General features: G+C 40.6%; 18 protein-coding genes. 9 read left to right on the top strand and 9 right to left on the bottom strand.

The annotated features are described in order from the left end of the window. Nucleotides 1-515: 515 nt before the first annotated feature. Nucleotides 516-1,124: a response regulator transcription factor gene (locus HCG69_RS10280; protein ID WP_025867149.1), complete on the bottom strand. Its 609-nt coding sequence runs from the start codon at nucleotides 1,122-1,124 to the stop codon at nucleotides 516-518. Continuing rightward, complete coding sequence (locus tag HCG69_RS10275) at nucleotides 1,114-1,818, bottom strand: hemerythrin domain-containing protein (protein ID WP_044095111.1); 705 nt, start codon at nucleotides 1,816-1,818, stop codon at nucleotides 1,114-1,116. The genes HCG69_RS10280 and HCG69_RS10275 overlap by 11 nt, the downstream gene beginning before the upstream one ends. 255 nt (nucleotides 1,819-2,073) lie before the next feature. On the opposite strand from HCG69_RS10275, the gene HCG69_RS10270 reads away from it, so the two are divergent. From HCG69_RS10270 to HCG69_RS10260, 3 genes are all read left to right on the top strand, one after another. Then, nucleotides 2,074-3,249 (top strand): phosphoribosylaminoimidazolecarboxamide formyltransferase, encoded by a 1,176-nt coding sequence (locus HCG69_RS10270; protein ID WP_221649961.1) that lies wholly within the window; start codon nucleotides 2,074-2,076, stop codon nucleotides 3,247-3,249. 173 nt (nucleotides 3,250-3,422) lie between these two features. After that, entirely contained in the window at nucleotides 3,423-3,929 is a 507-nt protein-coding gene (gene fldA / locus HCG69_RS10265; RefSeq protein ID WP_221649960.1) for a flavodoxin FldA, read from the top strand. Between the two features lie 26 nt (nucleotides 3,930-3,955). Beyond that, nucleotides 3,956-4,318, top strand: a complete 363-nt coding sequence (locus tag HCG69_RS10260) for a DUF2023 family protein (protein WP_002559814.1) — start codon at nucleotides 3,956-3,958, stop codon at nucleotides 4,316-4,318. A 167-nt stretch (nucleotides 4,319-4,485) separates the two neighbouring features. Here the strand turns inward: HCG69_RS10260 and HCG69_RS10255 are convergent, their stop codons facing one another. The 4 genes from HCG69_RS10255 to HCG69_RS10240 are packed head-to-tail and all read right to left on the bottom strand — an operon-like array spanning nucleotide 4,486 to nucleotide 12,659. Next, nucleotides 4,486-7,569, bottom strand: a complete 3,084-nt coding sequence (locus HCG69_RS10255; RefSeq protein WP_221649959.1) for a hypothetical protein — start codon at nucleotides 7,567-7,569, stop codon at nucleotides 4,486-4,488. 60 nt (nucleotides 7,570-7,629) lie between these two features. Beyond that, nucleotides 7,630-8,151 carry a hypothetical protein gene (locus HCG69_RS10250; protein WP_221649958.1) on the bottom strand — a complete coding sequence of 174 codons (522 nt, stop codon included), beginning with the start codon at nucleotides 8,149-8,151 and terminating at the stop codon, nucleotides 7,630-7,632. 18 nt (nucleotides 8,152-8,169) lie between these two features. Then, a complete protein-coding gene (locus HCG69_RS10245) occupies nucleotides 8,170-11,466 on the bottom strand; it encodes a DUF6443 domain-containing protein (protein ID WP_221649957.1) in 3,297 nt (1,098 codons plus the stop codon). Nucleotides 11,467-11,510: 44 nt separating this feature from the next. Beyond that, nucleotides 11,511-12,659 carry a T9SS type A sorting domain-containing protein gene (locus tag HCG69_RS10240; RefSeq protein WP_255585723.1) on the bottom strand — a complete coding sequence of 383 codons (1,149 nt, stop codon included), beginning with the start codon at nucleotides 12,657-12,659 and terminating at the stop codon, nucleotides 11,511-11,513. A gap of 535 nt (nucleotides 12,660-13,194) precedes the next feature. Here HCG69_RS10240 and HCG69_RS10235 point away from each other — a divergent pair. The 6 genes from HCG69_RS10235 (at nucleotide 13,195) to HCG69_RS10210 (ending at nucleotide 20,418) form a co-directional block, all read left to right on the top strand. Further along, complete coding sequence (locus HCG69_RS10235; protein ID WP_221649956.1) at nucleotides 13,195-14,496, top strand: porin; 1,302 nt, start codon at nucleotides 13,195-13,197, stop codon at nucleotides 14,494-14,496. A gap of 31 nt (nucleotides 14,497-14,527) precedes the next feature. Then, nucleotides 14,528-15,760, top strand: a complete 1,233-nt coding sequence (locus tag HCG69_RS10230) for an imelysin family protein (protein ID WP_221649955.1) — start codon at nucleotides 14,528-14,530, stop codon at nucleotides 15,758-15,760. Between the two features lie 97 nt (nucleotides 15,761-15,857). After that, nucleotides 15,858-17,243: a di-heme oxidoredictase family protein gene (locus HCG69_RS10225; protein WP_221649965.1), complete on the top strand. Its 1,386-nt coding sequence runs from the start codon at nucleotides 15,858-15,860 to the stop codon at nucleotides 17,241-17,243. A gap of 93 nt (nucleotides 17,244-17,336) precedes the next feature. After that, the gene (locus HCG69_RS10220; RefSeq protein WP_221649964.1) at nucleotides 17,337-18,518 is read left to right on the top strand and encodes a porin; all 1,182 of its coding nucleotides are present in this window, start codon (nucleotides 17,337-17,339) and stop codon (nucleotides 18,516-18,518) included. A gap of 6 nt (nucleotides 18,519-18,524) precedes the next feature. Next, a complete protein-coding gene (locus tag HCG69_RS10215) occupies nucleotides 18,525-19,247 on the top strand; it encodes a hypothetical protein (RefSeq protein WP_122201555.1) in 723 nt (240 codons plus the stop codon). A 19-nt stretch (nucleotides 19,248-19,266) separates the two neighbouring features. After that, a complete protein-coding gene (locus HCG69_RS10210) occupies nucleotides 19,267-20,418 on the top strand; it encodes a Rid family hydrolase (protein WP_221649954.1) in 1,152 nt (383 codons plus the stop codon). A 102-nt stretch (nucleotides 20,419-20,520) separates the two neighbouring features. Here the strand turns inward: HCG69_RS10210 and HCG69_RS10205 are convergent, their stop codons facing one another. The 3 genes from HCG69_RS10205 to HCG69_RS10195 form a co-directional block, all read right to left on the bottom strand. Further along, nucleotides 20,521-21,648 carry a cytochrome-c peroxidase gene (locus HCG69_RS10205; protein ID WP_221649953.1) on the bottom strand — a complete coding sequence of 376 codons (1,128 nt, stop codon included), beginning with the start codon at nucleotides 21,646-21,648 and terminating at the stop codon, nucleotides 20,521-20,523. Between the two features lie 373 nt (nucleotides 21,649-22,021). After that, complete coding sequence (locus tag HCG69_RS10200; RefSeq protein WP_221649952.1) at nucleotides 22,022-24,367, bottom strand: TonB-dependent receptor; 2,346 nt, start codon at nucleotides 24,365-24,367, stop codon at nucleotides 22,022-22,024. A gap of 150 nt (nucleotides 24,368-24,517) precedes the next feature. Further along, nucleotides 24,518-24,868 carry a hypothetical protein gene (locus tag HCG69_RS10195; protein WP_122201552.1) on the bottom strand — a complete coding sequence of 117 codons (351 nt, stop codon included), beginning with the start codon at nucleotides 24,866-24,868 and terminating at the stop codon, nucleotides 24,518-24,520. Between the last annotated feature and the right edge of the window lie 227 nt (nucleotides 24,869-25,095).

Here is a 25,095-nt window from a genome sequence, read left to right as displayed (position 1 = left end):
AAGAAACTGTGAAGGAAAACAGTAGATATTAACCAAAATGTGTAAAGTGAATACAGGCATAGTCAGAGTGTACATTTTTGTCATGCAAGAGTGTACACTCTTGTTATATAAAGATGTACACTCTTGCATGACCAAAGTGTACATTCTTATTTTAATTGATTATCAGCACTTTACATCGAAATAATAAAATAAAAAAACGAGCAAATTCTTTTAAAGAATTCCTCGCCTCTGATAAGAAAAGCCATAAGGCTTTTCTTTTGTTTTCCTCTTTTTTCCTGAATTACAATCTTCTTTCTTACCTAAAAAACTTCAATTACCTATTATTCTATTGTTATCCTTATTAATCTTTTACCTTTTATTTGTACCTATTGAAGCTTTGTTTATACCTTAAATTCTAATACCTTAATTTCTTATTTTTACCTTTTAAACTAATAACAATTTCTCAATTGCACTGCAAAGATACAGCTTTTTTCCGTGTGCGCAAACGGTTTTGCGTTTTATAACACTTTTTAAAGCTATAAATCTTTCACATCACTCAGTTCAACCAGCTTATTTACAATAGCATAGATAGTCAAACCGGCAGCACTGTGTATTTGCAGCTTTTTACTGATATTTCTTCTGTGAGTGATTACCGTATGGATAGAAAGGAACAACTTTTCGGCTATCTCTTTGTTTGTCATCCCCTTCACTACACATACCACAATTTCTTTCTCCCGCTGACTTAGTGTCTCCTGTCCGTCTTCCTCTATATCAGGTTCAATATTCTCCAAACGGGTTATCTTGTTGGAAAGTGTCTCCAGGTCATCAAAAATAGAGATGGAATCGTCGTATTTACTTAGCAGGTTTGCATCAATAAACGAACTTACCAGTGCCACCACCCGAATTCCTTTTCCAGTCGTTTCTTCACGAAATCGCACTACATCAAAATAGTCACCAAATGTTGGGTTTACTACCAATATATCGGGATACTGCGTACGCAGACAGTCGTGTAATGCTTCAACAGAAAGAAGTTCTACCGGCTGGACTTTCAGATTAGGCAAACGTTTTAATGCCAGTGTCAACCCACTACGGATAATCACAGAATTTTCTGCAACAGCTATGCGAATTGCTTCGTTATTTTTCATTGTCATTCATCCTCCTTTCCAACTTCAGAATAGCAGGAACAAAAATATAATCTTCTACTTTACAATGAGACTCAAGCCCCTCTTCACAAGCATATATATCAAACAATGCAGCATTAAGCAAATTGGTGTTTGCCTTAGCAGGACAGTATTTAATAATAATATTTTTAAGTTCAGTCAACTTCTCTCCTACCTGATCATGGTGTTTTGAGAATGTACTGATTTGATAATTCTTTGGTGCGTTATTCTCAAGCAACGCATCTACATACTTAAACACCGTTCTCTCCTCATACTCCATGTGTTTGCGTACTTCCCGCATATATTCGTCGAAGAATTTAAGAATAAGAAAAGATACATCATTCTCTGAACAATCAATAGCTTCCAGCAATTTACGCCGTATAGCAGGCAGACAGAACTCCAAAAAATAAATATGAGCCTGCCGCAAGTAATCAACCAATGCCGGAATAGACAGACCATCTGTTTCACCATCCATACGCGAAAATCCCTCGGCCATAAAATTCACTACCGCAAGAAACGTCGGACAATCGACACCATTCATCTCGCAAACTTCTTTTACCGTTTTGTCACCAAAGCCCAAAGACAACCCAAAACGGCTCATAACCTGTAACAGAGAGTAATTATCACTGATAAGATCAATCATCTTATCGGAGGATTTATATTTTTGTAATCTGTCCATTTATACCTATTTTTATATTACGCGTACAAAGGAACGGATATTTTTTCGTGCACGCAATCCCCATTTATAGGTATTTTGGGGATTTAAAAATTAATAATTAAAAATTAAAATGCTTATCTTTGCGACGTTAGTCCGGGAAGAAACCTTGACGGTAAAGTTCATACAAGCCTGTAATAAGGCTCATAATCAGAAAGAATTTATCAAGCTACAACACCGGTCTTTTAATTTTCAATCTTTAATTTTTAATTATAAATCATGGCAAAAGAATTAGAACTGAAATACGGCTGCAATCCTAACCAGAAGCCTGCCCGTATCTTCATGAAAGACGGAGAACTGCCCATCGAAGTATTAAACGGACGTCCCGGATTTATCAATTTACTGGATGCATTCAACAGCTGGCAATTAGTAAAAGAGCTGAAAGAAGCTACCGGACTTCCGGCTGCCGCTTCCTTCAAGCATGTCAGCCCGGCAGGTGCTGCCGTAGCGGTAGAAATGAATGAGACGCTAAAGAAGATTTACTTTGCAGACGATCTTCCACTTTCTCCGCTGGCTACTGCTTATGCCCGTGCCCGTGGTGCAGACCGTATGTCATCTTATGGTGATTTCATTGCTCTTTCTGACACGTGTGATGAAGAGACGGCACGTCTTATCAATCGCGAAGTATCCGATGGGGTTATAGCGCCTGATTACACACCCGAAGCACTGGAAATTCTTCGTAACAAACGCAAAGGTACTTACAATGTTATAAAAATAGACCCGACATACCGCCCTGCTCCTATCGAGCATAAGGATGTTTTCGGTATCACTTTTGAACAAGGACGCAATGAATTGAAAATAGACGAATCTCTGCTCAAAGAGATGCCGACCCGGAATCAGGAGATTCCTGCCGATGCCAAACGCGATCTGCTTATTGCCCTCATTACATTAAAGTATACACAGTCCAACTCCGTATGCTATGCCAAAGACGGACAGGCTATCGGTATTGGTGCCGGACAACAGTCACGCATCCATTGCACCCGCCTTGCCGGAAATAAGGCTGACATCTGGTATCTACGTCAACATCCGAAAGTAATGAGCCTCCCCTGGAAAGATAAAATACGCCGTGCCGACCGCGACAATACAATAGACATTTACATCTCTGAAGATTATATGGATGTATTGGCAGACGGCAGTTGGGAACAATTCTTCACCGAAAAGCCGGAAGTACTGACCCGCGAAGAAAAGCGTGAGTGGCTGGATACGCTAACCGGAGTAGCATTGGGTTCAGATGCCTTCTTCCCTTTTGGTGACAATATTGAACGTGCACACAAAAGTGGTGTAAGTTATATTGCACAACCGGGAGGTTCGGTACGCGACGATCATGTGATTGAAACGTGTGATAAGTATAACATTGCCATGGCATTTACGGGTATTCGTCTGTTTCATCATTAATATAATTAATAAGGTGTAAAAGCATCTATCTGGCTCCAACATACTTATTAATAATCAATAGTAACATCCCCATTTATAATGAGAACCAATGTGTTATTCCATTATAAATGGGGATTTTCTATTTCATCCGGCTACCCTATCTTTGCACCATCATAATAAAACAGAAATTGAAAATGAATAAAATTGGTGTATTTTACGGTTCTACTACAGGAACTACAGAAGACGTGGCCCGTCGCATTGCAGAGAAGTTGAATGTCCCTCAGGGAGATATTCATGATGTTTCAGTATTGACTGATGCTCTGGTAAAAGAATATGATGTATTGGTATTGGGTACTTCAACCTGGGGCGCAGGCGAATTGCAGGACGACTGGTATGATGGCGTTAAAGTTCTGAAGAAAGCAGACCTGGCGCATAAGTTTGTGGCACTATTTGGCTGTGGTGATTCCGATTCATACGCCGACACCTTCTGCGATGGAATCGGTATCTTATATGAAGATCTGAAAGCCAGTGGTTGTACATTTGTTGGTGCAGTAGACACTGCAGGGTATACTTTCGATTCATCCGTAGCAGTAGTGAACGGCAAATTTATGGGGCTCCCTATTGATGAAGTGAACGAAGACGGTCAAACAGACGAACGTATCACTCAATGGGTGGAAATACTCAAAAAAGAAATTAACTAATACTTTTTATTATATATACTTGCATTATGGCTACTGAAAGAACAATCCCCGGAGAGGTAAGAATTTTCCTGAATCACATTTATGAATTTAAGAAAGGAGTACGCAACATGGTACTCTATACCATGAATCGTGAATATGAAGAATTTGCAGTGCACCGACTGGAGAATCAAAACATCAGTTATATGATTCAGAAAGTAGGGCCAAACAAAATCAACCTGTTCTTTGGTAAACCGGAGTGTATGGAGGCTATCCGCCATATCATTATCCGTCCGCTCAATAAACTGACTCCTGAAGAAGATTTTATCTTAGGAGCTATGTTGGGGTATGATATCTGCCAGCAATGCAAGCGATATTGTGGTAAAAAAGGAGGTATTAAGATTGCCGTTTAGTATAGTTTTTTTGTATGTGTTAGCTTATTTGCATGTCTTTTTGGGGAAAGAAGCCGCTTCGTTAGGGAAAGCGGCTTCTTCTTTTATCTTTCAATAGACTCTAAATCCACTATAAATATTATCAAAGATATCGATAATATTTTTGAATCAAAATTGTTCCCGAATCTTTAGGGTCTATAATGATATTCATATGTCTTTTCGGTTTTCCTATTATGATTTTGTATTTCTACCAGATGTCCTGCATCATCATATTGATAATATTGAGATGTACCTCGTGCATCTATAATTTCAGCAATACCGATTAACGGATTATAAACAAAAGTCATAACTTGAGAATTAGGTAATAAAGATCTGAGAGCATTTATCTTATTCCATTCGTCTTGTGTTGGCATTATCCTACTAGTCAGTTTATTAATTATGTCTACTCCTCCTAATTTCATTTCTACTTCTTCATAAGTCGCATTTAAGATTTCCGCTATAAGATATTTTCCCATATACCCCCATATATAAACCTTTTTTTCAGATTCATCTTTTACAATATATGCGGGATTTCCATAACTATCATATTTATGGTATTTAACTCTCAAGACAGATGATGATTGGTTCTCTTTTTTTGTTAGCACTTCTCCTGGAAGAAATAAATTGTTACCCCAATCCATATATACAGTTTCTATTTGTTCTTTGAAAATATTATCTACGTACCGTAGCTTTTTCACAGGTATGTTTATAATGTTAAGGTCAGTCATTGTACGATAAACTGAATTATCTTTTAAATCTGAAGGATATTGTGTCTCTTCTTTTATCACCTCTGCCGAACTGCCAATAAACTCTTGTTTATTCAGAAGGCCTATTTCATTCTCATCGTAAGTGGTAATAGTTTGAATTGGTTCTCCATTTTTAGTAAATAGACTCTCTTTCTTGCAACTTAACGAGTTTCTTCCTCTTGAAATCGAATAATCAAAACATCTGAAGATAGGTAAAGTACTATATTTACCCATAAATAGTTCATGAGAGCGTGATCCGGGATGATCAAAAGGAAACTCTACACATTTCTCTATTTTAATGCCTGATATTGTGTCTATAGGGTCTTCTTTATATTCAAAATTAGTCGATTTTGCTATAGAATAGTTACCATCACCATTGGTGATGTATTCTTTTTTAACTAACAGGTTGTTTTTCTTCCAATAAAAGTCATAAAAAGTACCATATAGTTTACGATCCCAATTACTGTTTCCGTTTCTTTTAAGTATTGATAACATATTGGATTGAAGTTGACTCATGGGGTAGCTAGTTGCAGAAGGATTTATTGATACATCGTTAAAAGTAGTATCGTAATAATAAAGATTATAGCTTGTTGAGTTATACTTGTCACTATATTCATATTCCGTTTTGAGAGAATTATTGTTAGTTTCATTATCAATATATTCTGTAATTCGATTATAAAAAATTGGAATGTTATTAAAAAATTGAGCATCTCCATTTATTGACGAAGAGTAAGTTTTTTGTCTTCTTTTCCAAGAAACAGCAAAAGGATAAGGTTGGGTATGTGCTGCATCCGGAGCATTTACCGTTGTGTTTAATACGAGGACATCTGACATTGCATTTCTATTTGGAATCGACTTAATCTCCGGAGCTAATTTAATACGTCCATAACCATTTTCATATTCATAATATCCATATTTATAACGTTTGATAATTGATTTCCCAAATGGATCCACTGTATTTATCTGCTTTATACGTAAACCACCACCTTCTTTAATCTGATCCTGATATTTATATTTATTAGATTCGTATAAAAATTCGGTATAGCCTCCAGTTGGATAAAATACTTTTTTTAAAATTCCACTTTGAGCATACTCCGGATTGGCATTTTGAGAACCTGATCCAATTTTATAAGTAACCCCGGTCGATGTAACAAAACTGAAAGGAACAAAAAATGGTGCTGCAGCAGATGAAGAACTAGAGAACATCCCGTTTCTATATCCCCAGTAATCTCCTATCTGTCCTTCCTCCTCGTTCGTTTTCAATGGATAATATTCAAAATTATATTTTTCAAATACCTTTCCTTGGGAGTCTTTCCATATTACAGACTCCAGAAACTTATTGGAGGATGACCGTGTACATTCCAAATATTTAATTAATCGATCAGTGTTTTCAGTCTTAGCGCTTATTTTTATTCTTTCAATTTTATTTTTATTTTCTTTGTATTCGAATGTGATTTTTCCAATGCCAAAATCGATTTCCGTTAATCTGGATATTGAATACGAGTTTGCTATTTGACCTGTGGCTGAATAACTAGGATATTCGTTACAAACAAAAGGTGGATATCCTGCACTGATATTTCCCATGCATTCGTCAACTATAGTCACCGTTGGAGAATTTAGAGAGTAATCGATATCTTTGTCTGCAGCGTATTTGAATGTAATTACATGTTTCCTATCAGGCGATTGGATTTTTGACAATTGCCATCCTGTAACATATCTTCTATCGTATAACATAATTGCAAATTCAGTTGGTTGAAATTCATACAAAACACCTTTGTCATCTTGTATCATCATTTCGTTTAAAGATTGTTCTTCAAATCCTTTTCCAATATCTACTACTAAGGGAGCATTGTCTAACAACAAAGGTACCTCTTTATAAAAGATGAAATTTCCGGAATATCCGGGTATTGAATATGAAAAAATATCATATTCACTATCTAAACCATGACTAACCATTTCTGGATAGAAAAGTGTTTGAAGTAAGTTGTAATTTTGTTCTTTTATTTCTGTCTGGGTATTTACATTCAATGTTTCTGCCATGATCTGTGTTGCACTCTTTATGTCACTTGGTACTGCAGCAGGAACATCTGGCCTACCCTTTATAGTCCTCGCTATCATCGCGCCTGTATTTAATGACCAACCTACTCCTAAAGCACCTGAAACTTCGTGTGCTCGTCTACCCGTCGTTTCATAACTTAATGAGATAGGTAATGATAGAGGGCCACATTGAATATTATAAATGGGGATACTAAAAGTGAGAGCTCCGGTCGATAGGTCAAAAGATTGTTCAACATATCTGAATAAAGATGCCATTTCAGGCGATGGTGGTATAACATTAGGCATTTCCGCCTCATAATCACCATTAAGTGACAAACTTCTAATACTATCTTTTGAGAAAAGGTATTCATCTGCGCGAATCGTTTGTGCATTTGATAACTCTGCAAATAATAATGCAACAATTAAATTAAGATATAAGACTTTTTTCATATTTTACTTTTATTCTATATTCTCTTTTCTGTTTACTTACCTCTTCTACGAAAAATACATTCAAAATACTTTTGTCCTTATTAGCTTTCCAGATTCATCGTAATATTTCCACTCACCATATTCACGAACTGTATCTAACTCTGAATCTTCATCCCATAATAAAATACCTTCATTCTGAACTATACCATTAGGGTAGTAAGTTATAGTATAGCACTTATAAGGATATATATACCTTGCATTGTTATCAAGAGAAACAGTATCAGTATTTATTTTAAAATCTTTTTGAATCATTTCCAGATGTCCTCTATCTCCAAAATAATACCAAGTTCCGCTTTTCCTTCCATCCGTGTATTCTCCAAAAGCATCTAGCGTTCCTTTTTTGGAATATGATTTAAATACACCTGACTTTCGACCATTTTGATAATACAGCTCAATAGTATCAAAACCACGATCCTCTATCCAATAACCTTCTTTTTGCCCCTTATTGTTTCTTTTGTTAACTTTATCATTATATTCCTTTTGTGCACAAACACAGAAAGACATAAGAACACACACACATGTAACAAAAAACCTGGTTTTCATAAATTTGATTATTTTAAATTAGTGATGGAAAAAATGATATCTTGTACCGCTCATAATAAAATTAAAAGCAGGAAGCCTATTTACATTTGCCGGAGTTGCCATACTTCTAGAAAGTGTAACACTCACTGTCTCTGATCGCTGTTCTTTTGTGTTAAAAATCCCAATAAAATCAGACCATCTATTTCTATCTATTAGCAAACAACCGGCAGATATGGGAGAACCCGATTTTGTTAGGCCTGTTAAATTCTTTAAGCCTGGTTTGTGAATATTAATTCCTGTTGCATATGTCCGTTCAGGATGAGCAGGGTTAGGAAGGCCTAATTCGATTTGTCCACTGTCATTTATGTCACTCATTCTCAAAGCTGTATATTGTCCTTTATGAAGTCCAACAGTTGCATGATATATGCCTTCTGGAATAGTTGGATAATCAGCACTTGAAGGATTAGTGTTTCCATCAAAGGTTTGTTTTGTCCCATCTGCCAAATACACTGTCGTTGTTGAAGAACCCATATTATACTTATTAGTACTATCAAAAGTTTCATTATCAGAAAAGAAAATAGCTTGTGCGTATAGCCCTGGAAGAAGATTACCTTTTTTATCATAAGAATCTTCTTCTTCTACCCATTCATACCCATTATATGTTCTATTCCCATCATGATCTTCATCATAAGCCAATCGCCAAGCTAATCCGTTAGGATCAATATACTTCACCGGATTATTCGCACAATATGCATATGGACTAATCGAATAATATTTTTCACATAGCGGATCTATACTCGTCCAAACCGGTAAATCCGGTCGATAGAATCTATTGCCAAAGTCATACCAATCCAATTTATGCATTCTGTCCAACTCTTTACCACCATATTTGAAAGCTTGAACGCCACTAAAACCGGCTACATTGCTTAAGATACCGCCAAATGGATAGTAATCATTGACTTCCTCAACCGTACCTGTTTGATTGACAACAATCCGGTTATTTCCTAAATGGTCACGCAGGTAGTAATGGTAAGTGGGAATATTCTCTTTAAAAGTAATATACCCTTCGTCTGTCAAGACCTTGCTCAGTTCATCATTTTCATAGATCACATTTCCACAATATTCCGTTTTAATGCTATCCAACACTTGTTCCGGGACAAGAGGCAAAGTGGTACCCATAGGAATCATTATATTGCTTACAGCCGTCTGATGGATAACCTTACATTTATGCCCGTCGGCAGAATATAGATAGTTAATCGTATTGCCGTTATTAAACTGCAGAGACTTCGGCATATTTAACGGATTATACTGAATAAAAGATATATTCTTGTCATAATCTTGAGTCAGATTACCATTGGAATCATAAAAATATTCTGTGCCTCCTCCCTTGTGGCTATCATCAAACTCAAAGATGCCATTATAAAGTCCTCCTGATTCAGGATCACTGGTGGATTTTAATTGATTACCATTATAAATGGCAGTTAAATGATCAATTACTCCATAATAGATGTTATCACGTTTATGACCATGTCGGCTTAAATCCGTGATATTACCGTTCATGTCATATATGTATTCAGCCGAATAATCAGGTTCAGAAGTAAGGAGTGAATTTCTGGGCTGCCAATAATTCTGATAAGCAGCTTTTCTTAGTCGGCTCAAATTATCATAAGTAAACTGATAAGAATTAATATCAGGGTTGTTCGATGAACGCCAATCCATACGCGATATATTCCCCCCCGGAGTATAGCTTAACTGTTCTCCAAAAGAACGGCTGGTAATATACGTTAATGAGTTACGAATGTCATAAGTATAAACGGTATTTTCGATAGTTCCATGATATTTCTTTGTTGCCAAACGCCCTAAGTCGTCATATGTTTCTTCAGACAAAACAATAGGGATACAACCGGCTAATTGATGAGTTGTCTTTATCAGGCGGTCAGCATGGTCGTATGCGTACGTGTATTCTTCGTTTCTAGGTGCTCCGTTAGGACTATGGACATAGTGCACTTTGACAGGATTGTCTGTGAAGGAATAAGTTGTGGTTTTGATATCATATCCACCCGTATGATTGTCTGACACGACCTCTGTGGGACGTCCTTTTATATCATAGTAGGTAGCAGAAAGCAGGTAAGAAATATCTTTGTCGAATAGTGCAATAATCCGTCCGGTTGAATAACCAGTAGAATTAACCGTAGCCACGTGAAATCTCTCTTTACCTAAATAAGCATTTAAGGATAGAAAAGAGTAGTTGTCATAATAATCAATTTCATACACAATAGGAGAAATGAGATTGAGATTTGTTTTATAACCACTACTTCCTAAATTCGTAGAAATTTGGATATTGTAAAGATTCTCCTGCATCGTACACTTTACAATTAAATTTTTCACGGCAGAGGTATTGGTATTTTTACAAACACCCTTCACCGTTAGACGATGGAGGTCATCATAGAGATAAAAAGTCCATTCTGACTGTCCACGTTGTACTCCATCCTGAGAGAAGATAAGATGGTCAGCATAGTCATAAATGTAGATGATCGGTTCGCATCCGGGAATCTTCTTTTCAATACAACGGTTACGTTCATCATATTTATACTGATAAGCATATAATCCGAGATCGGGATTGTCCTGATAAGCAGGAGGAAGTACGAAACACTTGTTATTGAAGTAGTCGTATACATAATACGTATCATGGGGCATAGTACCCAACATTTGACGGGTTAATATTTGCCGCTCCTGCATATCAATAAAAACATATGAAATGTTACCATCCTCATTGGTGGATTTCGTGACATAAAGTGTTCCCGGAGGGTAAATATCATCCTGGGCAAGAGTACCTGAAGGGGTTATGTAATATAACTTACATGATAGTTCTCCCGAGGTTGTATTCGTCAGATAAGATGTAGAAGTCGGATGACTAGCCCATGCATCACCAGGAGTATACTGTTGAATAATCCGATTTAGCGGTGAAGATTCATATACAGGATCTGTATATGGGCGTGTGTCTCCATTATAAAAATCGGATACAGAGCTTTTAAAAGAAGCCGGATCGAGATAATCAGAGGTCGTAACTTGAGGCAACCAACTCTTTGCTTCCCGACCAAAGTCATCATATTCCTGCAAAGTCACAAGATTGGAATGATTAGGGGTGATTCCTTTCTGTACATTCATAAATGGACGACCAAGGCCGTCATAATATTGTATAGTTTCAATGTATTTAGAGGCATCGCTTTCATGAAGCATGACGCGGGTACGAATGTAGTTCTGATTGCTATTCTGGGCAAAACCATTGTTAAAAACATGAATAAGCAATATTAATAGTACGTATATGTATTTCATAGATATATCTTTTGGTTTCTTAACTGTCACAGTTCAATGAGAATCTAATATTTCAATATTTTCTCGCCATACACTTTATCACCAACTGAAATACGCAACAAGTATTCTCCAATCGAAAAGTCTTTCAATATAAGTTGTTTTTGGTAACTACCTTCATTTTGGAAAGTTTTTTCGGTAGCAGATAATTGACGTCCCTGAAGATCATAAAGCCCAACGGCTACGTCCGAAGGTATTCTTAATAAATAACTCAAAAGTATGCCTTGCTCATTCATACTATATGTATAATGAATAGCCTCATCATCAGCCCCATTCTTCTCTTTTACAGATAAGTTATCTTTAGGAAACTCCTCCATCTCTTCTTCTATCCGATCCCGCATTTCCTGATTCTCCGAATCACCATCCAAACCATAATATTGTTCATGAGGAGGATAATAAAAAGAGGTAGAAAAGTTAGTATATTCTTTGCTTGACTTACAGACTGTGCTGTGCACACTCTCAAATACCGGATAACGATAACCTTCGGCATACCAACGCCATATATTGAGTTCCCAATGAACAGAGTCGTTAGACAAATGATAATCAATACTGTCCCGATGCAAAACAAAAGGAAGTGTATCTACGCGAAGATAAGCTAAAGAGGTGGTAGAGACAGACTTTTCTATTATACTTTTCCGGGTATGTACCCGAAGAACTTGTCGCAAAGTATCACCTTCCGGAAGTATCATCATTCCCAAAGCATCAGCCGTCACAACAGACTTTCCCTGTATATGAATGCCCAAACGGTCACAATAATTTCCCAGACCTTCAAAGTAATCGGTAAAAGTCCGGCCGTAAGGAAAAGGGAAAACGAGAAGAGTTTCCGGTTTGCGATACCTAACCAACGTAGTAGGATTCTCGTAACCAGATAAAAAAAGAGAATCACTACGTAAATAATAATAGTACATAGTACGATGTTCTACACCGGCAACCGTATCTGTTCCAGCATTTATAGATATATATTTCAGTTTGTAGTCTTCATCCACAGATTCCATTTGGCTAAAGTCCCACAACTGATGTACTCCCATTTCACCAGGTGATTTATAAACAACCTGTTGCTTTTGTAGTTGGTCGCCAGGACGAGGTTGATGACACGATACAGATAAAATATTTTGCCCCACCAAAGCAGAAGGAATTAGTATAAAAAGCAGCAACATGTGTATGTGTGTTACAAATTCTCTTATGAAGAACAAAGATGAATCTTTCATAGTAATTAATATTAAATGAATAGCACACAAATATAGACAATAGTTCGTCAAGTTTTGAGTTTTCACAAACAATTATGTTACAAAATATTCAATAGTGTCAATAGTGTCAATAGTGTTACTACTTTCCAGTATAGATTTTACAAATGTATTCTGAAAACTCATCGTTTAGAAAGTATATAGTTTTGTACTGTAAGAGTATGCACCATAAATGGCAAACCCTTTCATATAACTTTTGAGCTTAGTAATCAATTTAATGGAATACCATTAGGGCTACTCCAATAAATTTATTTATACACATCTACCTCATTTTGTAGCCTTTCTTTATAAAAAAGTCATAAATAACTTCCTTTTCATAATTATTCTGATCTTTTAAATCTTAATTACCTATTTATACTGATAACCGACTATAACATTCATTATTTGTGGGTATTGTCGCCCTTTTTAATCTCATCTACCTTTGCCCCCAGAAAAATTTATATAAAACATGAGAAAATTAACAAGTTTATTTATCCTCTGTTTCCTGATGTCTTTCGGCAAAACAGTTGCACAGGGAAAAGACTCTACTAAGAAAGAAGAAAAGAGTTCTTCTTACACAGAAGAATATAATAAGTTCCGTTTTGGCGGATATGGTGAAATGGTAGCAAGCTACATGGATTACGGACTCAACCGAATGACCGAAAAGGGTAGTGTGAAAGAGAACCGGGGTACAGTTGCAATCCCGCGCTTTGTACTCGCCTTTGACTATAAGTTCTCTCCCACCTGGATATTAGGTGCCGAAATCGAATTTGAATATGGAGGAACAGGAAGCGCACGCGAGATAGAATGGTACGAAGAAAACGGGGAGTATGAAGTTGAAATTGAAAAAGGAGGTGAAGTAGCACTCGAACAATTCCATATTACCAAATTGATTCATCCTGCTTTCAACATCCGCGCCGGACACATGATTGTTCCCGTTGGTCTGACTAACTCACATCACGAACCGGTTAATTTCTTTGGAGTCTATCGCCCCGAAGGAGAAACTACCATACTTCCTTCTACCTGGCACGAAACGGGTATCGCATTCTTCGGTAAAGTATATAAATTTGATTATGAGTTGCAATTAGTAGCCGGACTGGATCCCCAAAACTTCCGTAATACAAACTGGGTAGGTAAAGGACGCCAGGGAGCATTCGAAATTGACAATTTCACAAGTCCTGCATTTGTGGCACGACTCAATTACTCCGGAATACGCGGACTTCGTATCGGCGGTTCTTTCTATTATAACCAAACAGCAAAAAACAGTAGTAAACCAAGCAGAAATATAGGACATAAGTTCCCTGTAACAATTTTTACAGCAGATGCACAGTATAAGAGTCCGAAAAACACTTTCATAGCTCGTGCCAATATGGTTTATGGTAATCTCGGAGAAGCTGCCAGCCTTTCGGAAATCAATCGTAAATCACCAAAAGCGACCGGATATCCTACCACAGACGTAGCTAAAAATGCAGTAAGCTATGCAGGAGAAGCAGGCTACAACATCGGATCTTTCTTCGGTGAAAAAGCACCACGCATTTATCCGTTTGTTCGCTACGAATATTATAATCCTATGGAAAAGGCCGGTTATCTGAAAACACCGGATGCCCGCCTCAAAACCTCTATGTGGACAGTAGGACTAAACTACTATGCACTGCCCAACCTCGTAGTAAAAGCAGACTACAGCAAACGCAGAATTGACGGTGGTAAATACAACAACGAAAATATAACCTCAATAGGTATTGCCTATGTGGGTTGGTTTGTAAAGAGATAACTTTAATAATAAACAAATAGAAAGTAAAAAGATGAAGACAAGAAATTTATTTCCAATCTTGTTAATGGGACTTACATTAACGTTCAGTGCATGTAGTGATGATGATGAAAAAAAGAAGGGTGAAACAGATACCTATGAAAATCCATTCGAAAAATACAAAGCAGAGATTGCAGCAGCTGACACAAAGATCAAGTTGAATGATGATGTACTGGATCCTGCCATTGCCACTTATGTAGATGATGTAGTACTCCCCACTTATGCAATGATGCTGGAGAAAATCACAACGTTCAATACATTGGTACAAGCCATGCAGTATGGTTCATTAAGCAACAACCAGATTGCCGACATATGCGAAGCCTGGAGAGCAGCACGTATTCCATGGGAAGAGAGTGAAGCTTTCCTGTATGGACCCGCAGCTTTGAAAAAACTCGACCCGAGCCTTGATAGCTGGCCATTGGATAAAGACGGTATACAGCAGGTACTTGAAAAAGGAGATTTCTCTCATGTGGATGATGAAGTAGACGATGATGACAATGCTCCTACCAATGCAGCGCAAAACGTACGTGGTTTCCACACTGCCGAATATCTGTTGTTTGCAGATGGTAGTGCCAAAGCGGCTGATGCCTTTACAGAAAATGCAGTATTGTTCCTGAAAGTAGTAGCCAGACACATGCTGAAAGATACTAAAGAATTGTATACAGCATGGAAAGATGGCTTAGGAAGTTCCGATGCTGATGTGCCAACTGCTTATGGTGAAATGATGAAAAGACATAGCAGCACAGATCTCTATAAAACTGCTGCCGCAGCTATCGCCGATATTTTTAATACAGAAGGCGGAATGCCGGCTATTGCCAACGAAGTAGGTGAAGCTAAAATTGGTGATCCGGTTAATGAATGGAATGCCGGTAACAAAGAGGAAGCTGTACTCAAAGTAGAATCATGGTATAGCTGGAACTCATTGGATGATTATGAAAACAACATCATCAGTATCCAGAACGCCTACCTTGGCAAAAGAAACAACGATTATAGCACAGATGCTACTGCCAATAGTTTCTCCAGCGTAGTGAAAAGCCTCAACCCAAAACTGGATGAGCTTCTGAGAGCACAAATCATTACTACCCGCCGGGCTATCAGAAATATCCCTTATCCATTCCGCAGCAACCTGGATCAGAAGGCAGCTATCACAAAAGCTCAGAAAGAGTGTGCCAGCCTGGTAGACGGATTGGAACTTGCCGGTCGTAAAATAGCATCTGCAGCCGAATAAAAACAGTAACTAAAAACATCCTAAAATGAAATTGTTTGTCGATAAACACTATTTGGCAAAAGAGCAACATACATACAAAGCCTGTGCAAGGCTTTGTATGTATGTGTTATTCGGAAGTCTGTCCCTCAGCGGATGTGACAACTCTATGGATGACAAGCTCATACTCAAACCGGACGGAAGTGTAGCATTACCTGCCGAGCTATCAGCCGGATACTCTACGATCTTTGCTACCGCATCAGATGCTTACGACATCAATGCAGACTGGGTAACCGGAGAGTTGGAACACCGGTTCAACCGGGGCAATAATCTATACGACCGAACCAGAGGAACAGATAATTCTTCAGGCGGAGGATTGGGCCCTGTATATGCCGGATACTCATGTTCCAGCTGCCACAAAGGTGCCGGACGTTCAAAACCTTCAACAGCCGTGGGAGGCAGTGAGAACGGATTTTCATCTATGCTGGTTTATATCCTGAGAAAAAACGGAGGGTACTATCCCGAATATGGGCGTGTATTGCATGACCAGGCCATCTATGGCGTAAAACCAGAGGGGAGACTAAAGGTTACCTACACGGAAGAAACCTTCAACTTCCCTGACGGAGAAGAGTACAAGTTACAGACACCTCATTATGAAATTACCGATTGGTATGCCGAGAATATAGCTCCCGAAGATTTGCGTATCAGTGTACGCATCCCCCTACGCCACGTAGGCATGGGACAAATGATGGCACTGGATCTGGACGAGCTGAAACGTCTCGCAGCCAAAAGTAACTATCCGGAATATGGTATTAGCGGACGCCTTAATTATATCACCGAAAGAGGGATAAAACAGATTGGCGTATCGGGCAATAAAGCACAACATGCCGACCTGACCGTAGAACTTGGTTTTTCTTCTGACCTCGGTGTAACCAACGACCGCTATCCGGAAGAAGTATGCCAGGGACAAAGCCAGATGATGGGATTTGCCAATTATGGTATTCAGGTATCCACACAAGATATGGAAGACGTTGACCTCTACATGCAAACCCTCGGTGTACCTGCACGACGGAACGTGACAAATGAAACCGTAAAGAAGGGAGAAGAGATGTTTTATAAAGCCAAATGCCAGTTATGCCACACGCCAACACTACATACATGCCCCCGAGGCACTGTATTGCTCAATGGTACACAGCTCCCCTGGTTAGGCAGTCAGACCATCCACCCCTACTCCGACTATCTGCTACATGACATGGGCCCCGGACTTGACGACGGTTATCCCAGCGGGTTAGCCGCAGGATGCGAATGGCGTACTACTCCATTGTGGGGTATCGGCCTTCAAGAGGTCGTAAACGGACATACCTATTTCTTACACGACGGACGTGCACGCAACCTGACAGAAGCAATCATGTGGCATGACGGTGAAGGTGCCGCATCACGTATTCTTTTCTCCAGAATGAGTAAAGAAGAACGGAGTGCATTACTCACTTTCATTGAATCTCTCTAAAACAAAAAGACCTAATCAGACAAAAAAGCAACAAAAATGATACATCAAATAACAAAAACAACCGCCATCCTCGCGTTCAGTGCCCTTACTGTAATGCCGGCTATGGCACAAGAGAAAGAAGTAGACGACAAATATGTAGAAAATGATGTCGTATCACTTGCCGGCAAAAAAGGATTCTCATTCAGTACCAGAGCCGGAGACTTTTTACTAAAACCCTATGTACTGGTACAAACTTCGGCGCGCTTCAACCGCTACGATGACGAAGGACTCGAAAACATGTATGCTGACAACATCGCCAATACCGGTTTTGAAGTTCCCAATGCCATTCTGGGTTTCACTGGAAAAGCTTTTGGAAAGATTACCTTCAACCTTTCACTCAATGCAGCCAAAAGTGGAGGTGCGTTATTGCAACAAGCCTGGTTTGATATCGCTTTCAAAGAATCTCTCCGCTTCCGTGTCGGTAAATTCAAAACACCGTTCACGCATGCTTATCTCTCTACACTGGGCGAGACACTCTTCCCCGTTCTTCCCCCATCAGCCAGTACAATAGTCAACCTTCCCTACTCCCTCAACAGCGTGGGACCTACTTTTGCTACCGGTTTTGATCTGGGTGCCGAACTTCACGGACTCATTAATAACCGCTGGAATTACCAGATAGGTATCTTCAACGGAACAGGGATCGATGTAAACACAGCCACCAAAACAATGGGGCGTGACCGTAAATGGCTACCCTCACTTTTGTATGCAGGACGAATAGCATACATGCCTCAGGGTGAGATGCCTGCCACTCAGGGTGATCCGGATAATCTGCATACAGACAAGATGATGATTGGCCTTTCTACCTCATACAACGCCGAAGCCGAATCACAAAGTAGTAACGACTGGCGTGTCGGTGCAGAATTTGCCTGGATAAAAAACAGACTGTATCTGGCCGCAGAAGCCTATTATATGAATATGAACTTCACCAAACGCCAGAATATCTCCAATGACTATCACTTCTGGGGAGCTTATGTTCAGGCAGGATACTTCATCACCAATAAGTTACAGGGAGCTTTACGCTATGATCTTTTCGACCGTAATGGTACGGATGTGGACGGTTTACTGAATATGCCTGCCGTAGGTATGAACTATTATTTCTGGGGATCGCACCTCAAACTGCAAGTAATGTACCAGTATATGGGACGTACCAAGCACAACACACAGAATGACCGCGAAGAGGACGGACTGGGTATAGCACGCCATAGTGCCACAGCTATGTTACAATTCACATTCTAAACGACTATGAACAAAATATTCAAATATGGAATAGCTCTTCCCTGTTGTAGCCTCCTGTTGAGTGGTTGCGATGACGGGAAGATCTACCCGGACGACTCTATTGATGCGGGAAGAACAGTCACCATCCAGGTTTCCTTTACCGGTGTGCGTGCCTATCCCGACTATAACATGCTGACATTTGCAGCCTTTGGCGAAGATGCCCATGAACCGCTTCTGACGCAGCGCCTCTCCCGCCCCACCGAAGGCAGGGTAGAAGAATACACACTAATGGGGCTTCCGGAAGGGACAAAAGCCGTCGGCATTGCCCTCGTCAGCAGAGGACAGACATTGATTTATAAATACTGCTCCGTAGATATTGACACATCGGTAAAGGAAACGATTCTTCCGAAAACGACTGTCAACCTGGCCACTTATGACCGGATACAAGAACAGGTGTTCGATGCTCACTGCATCGCTTGCCATGGGAAAAGTTCGGGCCAACCGGCAGGTAATCTGTTTCTCACCGAAGGAAAAAGTTACTCAGCTCTGGTCAACGTAAAAGCCGGGGCTCCCGTAGCCAATGAGAAACCATATGTAACTCCCGGTGAACCGGATAACAGTTTTCTGATGGATATATTATCCGAGAACATATTAAGCCACAACCATACGGACATCTTCAACGGTAGTGAAACCACCGAAGTTAATAATCTCCTTAATGCCTGGATAAACAACGGCGCCAAAGAAGAATAAATTAGAAGAAAGACAAGTTATGAAATACCAACATCACTCTTTTAATGAGAAAGAGGTAGAAGTACAAATAGCTTCGTTCTCAAACGGAAACGAAGTATCCGAATACCACATTATACTACAAGGCACTCAGCCAACTCTCACTTATAAGGAGCAACTGAATAACCTGACAGATGTTTACAACTCACTACTGACGGGAGAGCTTAAAGGTGCCAGTGCCCTGTTTAAGCGTTATTTTCTCAGTGATGCTGCCAATCAGGAGGAGATGCTGTTGGCCATGGCCACCGAATATTCGGACTGTGCCCTCTCCATTGTAGAGCAACCGCCACTGAACGGCACTAAAATTGCTTTGTGGGTATATCTGCAAACGGATGTACAAAGCCGTGCCCTGCCCAACGGATTGTTTGAAGCTGTCCATGGCAATTACCGCCATTTCTGGGGAGGAAGTGCCTTTAATCGTGCAGCAAACTCCGAATATCAAACACGGTTGTTGCTCAATGACTATGTGATGCAACTCATGGAGCAAGGATGCACGTTGGCAGACCACTGCATACGTACCTGGTTCTTCGTACAGAATGTAGATGTCAATTACGCCGGAGTAGTAAAAGCCCGCAACGAAGTATTCGTTACACAAAACCTGACGGAACATACGCACTACATAGCCAGTACAGGCATTGGAGGCCGGCATGCCGACCCGAAAGTAACTGTGCAGATGGATACCTATGCAGTGGATGGTATCTCTGCCGCACAAGTACAGTATCTCTATGCTCCCACACATCTCAACCCGACTTACGAATATGGAGTTAGCTTTGAGCGGGGTACTTGTGTCAAGTACGGTGACCGCCGGCAGGTGTTCATCTCCGGCACAGCAAGTATCAACAACAAAGGAGAAGTGGTACATCCCGGAGATATCCGCCTGCAAACCCACCGGATGTGGGAGAATGTAGAAGTCCTGCTACAAGAAGCCGAATGTACATTTGACGATCTGGCACAAATGATTGTGTATTTGCGCGACACCGCAGATTACCAGATAGTGAAGCAATTGTTTGACGAACGTTTCCCTCAAATACCCAAAGTGATTTTGCTCGCACCAGTCTGCCGTCCGGGATGGCTCATTGAAATGGAGTGCATCGCCACAAAGGCAGACCGGAACGAAGCGTTCGCAAACTACTGATGAAAACTGAAAAATAATTCGCTAATATGACAACTGCCAATTAGCGAATTATTTAAAACCATACAATAACCAGGTAAACTGTATGCACAGTTATGCCAATAATCAGTCTTTATGCTGGTGGGTAGGTTTATCCCCGTGATGATCATATCCGTCCGTCAACGTTTTCATGAAAGCAACAAGAGCGGCTTCCTCTTCAGGAGTCAATCCCAGGTTACCCAATTCATCTTTATTCACCGTAGCAGGATATTCGGCTGGTGGAAATTCATCACTTACGTCACGTACATTATAGAAATGTACAATCTCTTCAAGTGTTTTAAAATACCCGTTGTGTCCGTATGGCGCTGTCAGTTCCACATTACGAAGCGTAGGTACACGAAACTTTCCGTTCTCCTCCGCCTTTCGGACAATAGCTCCCAATCCAAGGTCTATAGAATCCGGAGTCAGCAGAAAATATTCCTGAGGAATACAGTAATGGGGGTTTTCGGGATTTTTAGGAATGCCCAGATTATCATAAGTATGATCAGTAAACAGCGTACGGCGGGCAATAACATCCCGCTCCAGAATATGACATTCGGCACAAAGCCCCTTGTTTTCAAAAAGATCAAGTCCCAGTTTCTCCTGTGCAGTAAACGTATAGTTGCCTTTCTTATATGCGTCAAACCTGGAAGAGAAAGGATTTACCTCTTTTGAAGACTGGTATGCCGCCAATGCATCGGTGATATAAGCATACAGGGAGTCTACGTCTTCCGTCTCACCATAAATGCGTATCAACTGCGGATAATAAGAAGTGCGTTTTACTTTGTCTACCACCATACGCTTGTCATGATTCCCCATTTCAACAGGATTGAGAAAAGGTTCGCTTGCCTGAGCCTGTAATGAAGGCGAACGCCCGTCCCAGAACAGACCGCCTACATAAGTTCCCTCCTTTTCATCGTAATACAGATCGGGAATGAATTTTGAATAAGAGATGGTCATCGCATTGCGTTGAGAGTAGAGCCCTTTCACCGCACCTTCGGATACGGCACGGGAATCAATGTCTGCAAAACCTTTAGTCAATGTATGGCAAGTGGCACAGGACTGTCCGGCAGGTTCGGAGAGCGTAGCATCATGGAACAACCGGTTGCCAAGTAACTCTTTCTGTTTATAATAATGGGTAGGATCGTGCATGCAGGATGCCAGGCTGAATACGCCCAACAGCAACACAACATGAAGCAATGGTGTGTGTTTCATAGATGTTTCAATTATAAATATGTCTTAATAATGGTATACAAAAATATATATTTTATCTGAACTATACAAAAGAAAGGAAATAAGAGATGGGAAAAAGGAGAGAAAAAAGAGGACAATCTAAAATGAGGTCAATCGCTTGCTGAAGGTAATTATAACAGCGTAAACAGTAAAGGCGCAGGCTGCATGTAGTAAAGGCGTTCCCTGCATGCAGTCTGCGCCTTTACTACATGCAGGGAACGTATCAACTGTACAAAAGAAATTTCGCCTCTAAAAGTATAAAGAAAATATGCTACATATATCTAAGATGCACAAAGATGCACTCCATTACCCGGTACACTTCTATGCACAGAAAGCAATGCCGGAAAAATTCTACTTAATAGGTTATTTTCACTCCGGCAAAGTAACTCCTTGGCGTTGCCGGACCATAAATATAGTTGGAGTCGCGGTTTGCCCCACGGTCAAAGTCTTTCTGATATGCCTGAAAGATGTTTTGTACGCCACCATTGAGTTGCAATACCGCTGCTTTATACAATTTAAAGTCGTAAGCTACTTTCACACCAAGATCAAAGAATTTGGGTGTAGTGAGAGCTACTGCAGGACGTTCGGGCATCTCCCCCATCGCTGCATTCTCAGCAGAGATAGCAGCACGCTGTACAAGCATACTACCAGTGTACGTACCCGATAAAGCAATACTTAACGGCTTTATCGGTGCATAGGTAGCCGTAAAGTATCCGTAAGTATTTGGGGTACGAAACATTTTCTTTTCAGCCGGAGCGTCATCGTCCCATTGATGCGGTTCGTCGTAATGGCTCCGTTGCAAAGTGATACCAGCCTGCAACTGGAATTGTGTCAGATATGCCAGCTTTCCTTCCAAAGTCAGTCCCATGACTTTTGCACCCGGTCCGTTACCGCGTGTCCGTATCAATACTCCATCTCCACGGTCCTCATACGGTCCAAGCACGAAAACATCTTTCAGACTCGTATAAAACCCTTCGACCAGAAAATTTACTTGCCAGGCTCCCAAACGGTGATACATATCGGCAGAGGCACTCAGGCTCTGCGACTTCTCTTCTTTCAATCCTTTAGCGCGTTCAATCATAGACACTGTACCACCCACATTCTCAATATGCAAATCCTCATCAAAGGCCTGCGGAGCACGAAAACCGGAAGCATAACTCAGACGGAAGTTAATATCCTTCGTCGGATTAAAACGCAGATTGGCACGCGGACTGAAAATGACATGATTCACCAGATTATGCTTATCCAGACGACCTCCGAGAAGAATACCCCACTTATCATTCTTCCATTCGTTCTGGAGAAAGCCACTGTAAATATTCACCGTCTGTAACGTCTGGCGGTTGTATCCCCACATATTGTCTTTCAGACGGTCACGGTTGTATTCCAGTCCGGCAGTGAGATCGGCAGGCATAAAGAGGCAACGCCCGAAACTGTACATATACTGTGCACCCCCCATGGCCGTAAGATCTGTGGTTTTGCCGTAGGCATTCAGGTCTTTCCCACCGCCATAATAACTGTCACGGTCTGTATTCAAAGCCGAAGCGAAAAGGCTCAGGCGATGTTTTTCATCGGGCGAGAAGTAATCGAACTTCAGGCTACCGCCATCAATAGCATGTTCCAATTGCTCGGCTATATTGGCTTCGTGAGGCGGACGATTCAGCAGATCTCCTCCCCGGCGGAACTCCTGCAAATGATGATACTCAAAAGTCAGCTTAGAGTAAGTGCTCGTCTTGAAATAAGAACGGAAACCTACAGTCTGGTTCTTCAGTTTGGGCAACTCCGTATAGCCGTCTCCATTGTAATCATACCCCGAACGATGGCGGTTCTGACCGAAGATATAAACTCCTGCGCGATGATCGTCCGTCACCAGAGAGACATTTAAAGAGGTATTATTATCGAAAGAGTTACCGCCCCCAAATCCGGTAATAGTATGAGACAACTGGCCGGAGTTGCGCAGTGGCTCTTTTGTAATAATGTTAATCGTTCCGGCTATTGCAGACGATCCGAACAAAGCCGAACCACCTCCGCGCATTACTTCTACCCGTTCAATCATACTGGCAGGAATCTGCTCCAACCCATACACCCCCGAAAGAGCACTGAACACCGGACGAGAGTCTATCAGGATCTGTGTATACGGCCCGTCCAGTCCATTGATACGTACCTGCTGAAAGCCACAGTTCTGACAATTGGTTTCTACCCGCACGCCCGGCTGAAAGTTTAACCCTTGCGAGAGAGTACTGGAGTTGGTAGATTCAAACAGTTTCAGATCGACCACATTGACCAATGTAGGTGCCATACGACGGGTTGTTTCGTTACGATTGGCAGAGACAACCACCCCGTCAAGAGCAATAGCGTCTTCTTCCAGTTCGAAATTCTCTTCCAGCGTCTTGCCTTTTTTCAAGGTTACGTCGCGGGTCAGGGTTTTGTATCCCACAGAACTGACTTCCATCCTGAAATTGCCTTCGGGAAGATTCTTCAGAAAATAATGTCCCGTAACATCTGTTACCGTACCTATGGTAGTCCCTTTAAGGGCAATCGTAATATATGGTAAGTGCTCGCCGCTATTCTTATCAAGTACATGCCCGATGATATTGGCGTCAGATTTCTTCAACTCAGGGAATTCAGGATGTTCGGGTTGTGTGGCCATTGCTGAGAAAAAAACATAGCACAGGCCAACGAGAATAAAGATATATTTTTTCATTTTCGTTTGTAGTTAGTAGTAACCACCCGGCAATGACAAAGGATGGAGACAGGACAATCGTACAGTCCTTTCCCCAACCACCATCCGGTAGTTACTTATTATTAATAAATGATTAAAAAAGAGGTTCTTTCGCGTTGAGACGGAAAGAGCTTACGATAGATAAAGCGAAGGAGGTGCCCTCAATGACACCACTCCTGCACAAGAAGCATGACGGCCTATACGTTGAGGACACCATAGAAGCGTACACAACAACAATGCCGTAAATGCTGCAAAAACCGGGATAATACCCGCATCTGTAGTTTGAACGTGGGTTAAGAAGTGAATTAGCTGAAACTCAACACTCGTATGTTCATGTTTTGTTCCTTTCTTAAAGGGGTGTGAGTGAACGATTGTCACCCCGTTCACCACGTGCGAGTGAGTGAACAGCGTAATGCCTGCCATGTACGAAATAAACAGTACAGGGAGGAACCACTTCAGAATAGACAGGTACAATCGTTTCATCTAAGTTTGTTTTCGGCAAAGATAAGGGGAATAATTATATCAGACAATCCCCATTAATGATGATTTGTCAACAAATACCGACTAACAGGCAGAAAAGCCTGGTTTTTCACTATTATTAGGTATTTCATATCTCAAAGAAGCTCCTCATCTTTACAGTGAAATAGTAATAACACTCAGCCTGATGCAAAAGTTGCCAATGTGCTGATGTACCAATTGGCTGCGCTGTT

The organism is Bacteroides sp. K03, assembly GCF_019734355.1.
GTDB classification, from domain to species: domain Bacteria; phylum Bacteroidota; class Bacteroidia; order Bacteroidales; family Bacteroidaceae; genus Bacteroides; species Bacteroides nordii.
The sequence above is the reverse complement of the archived record's forward strand: the minus strand, read 5'-3'. Positions and strand labels throughout refer to the sequence as shown.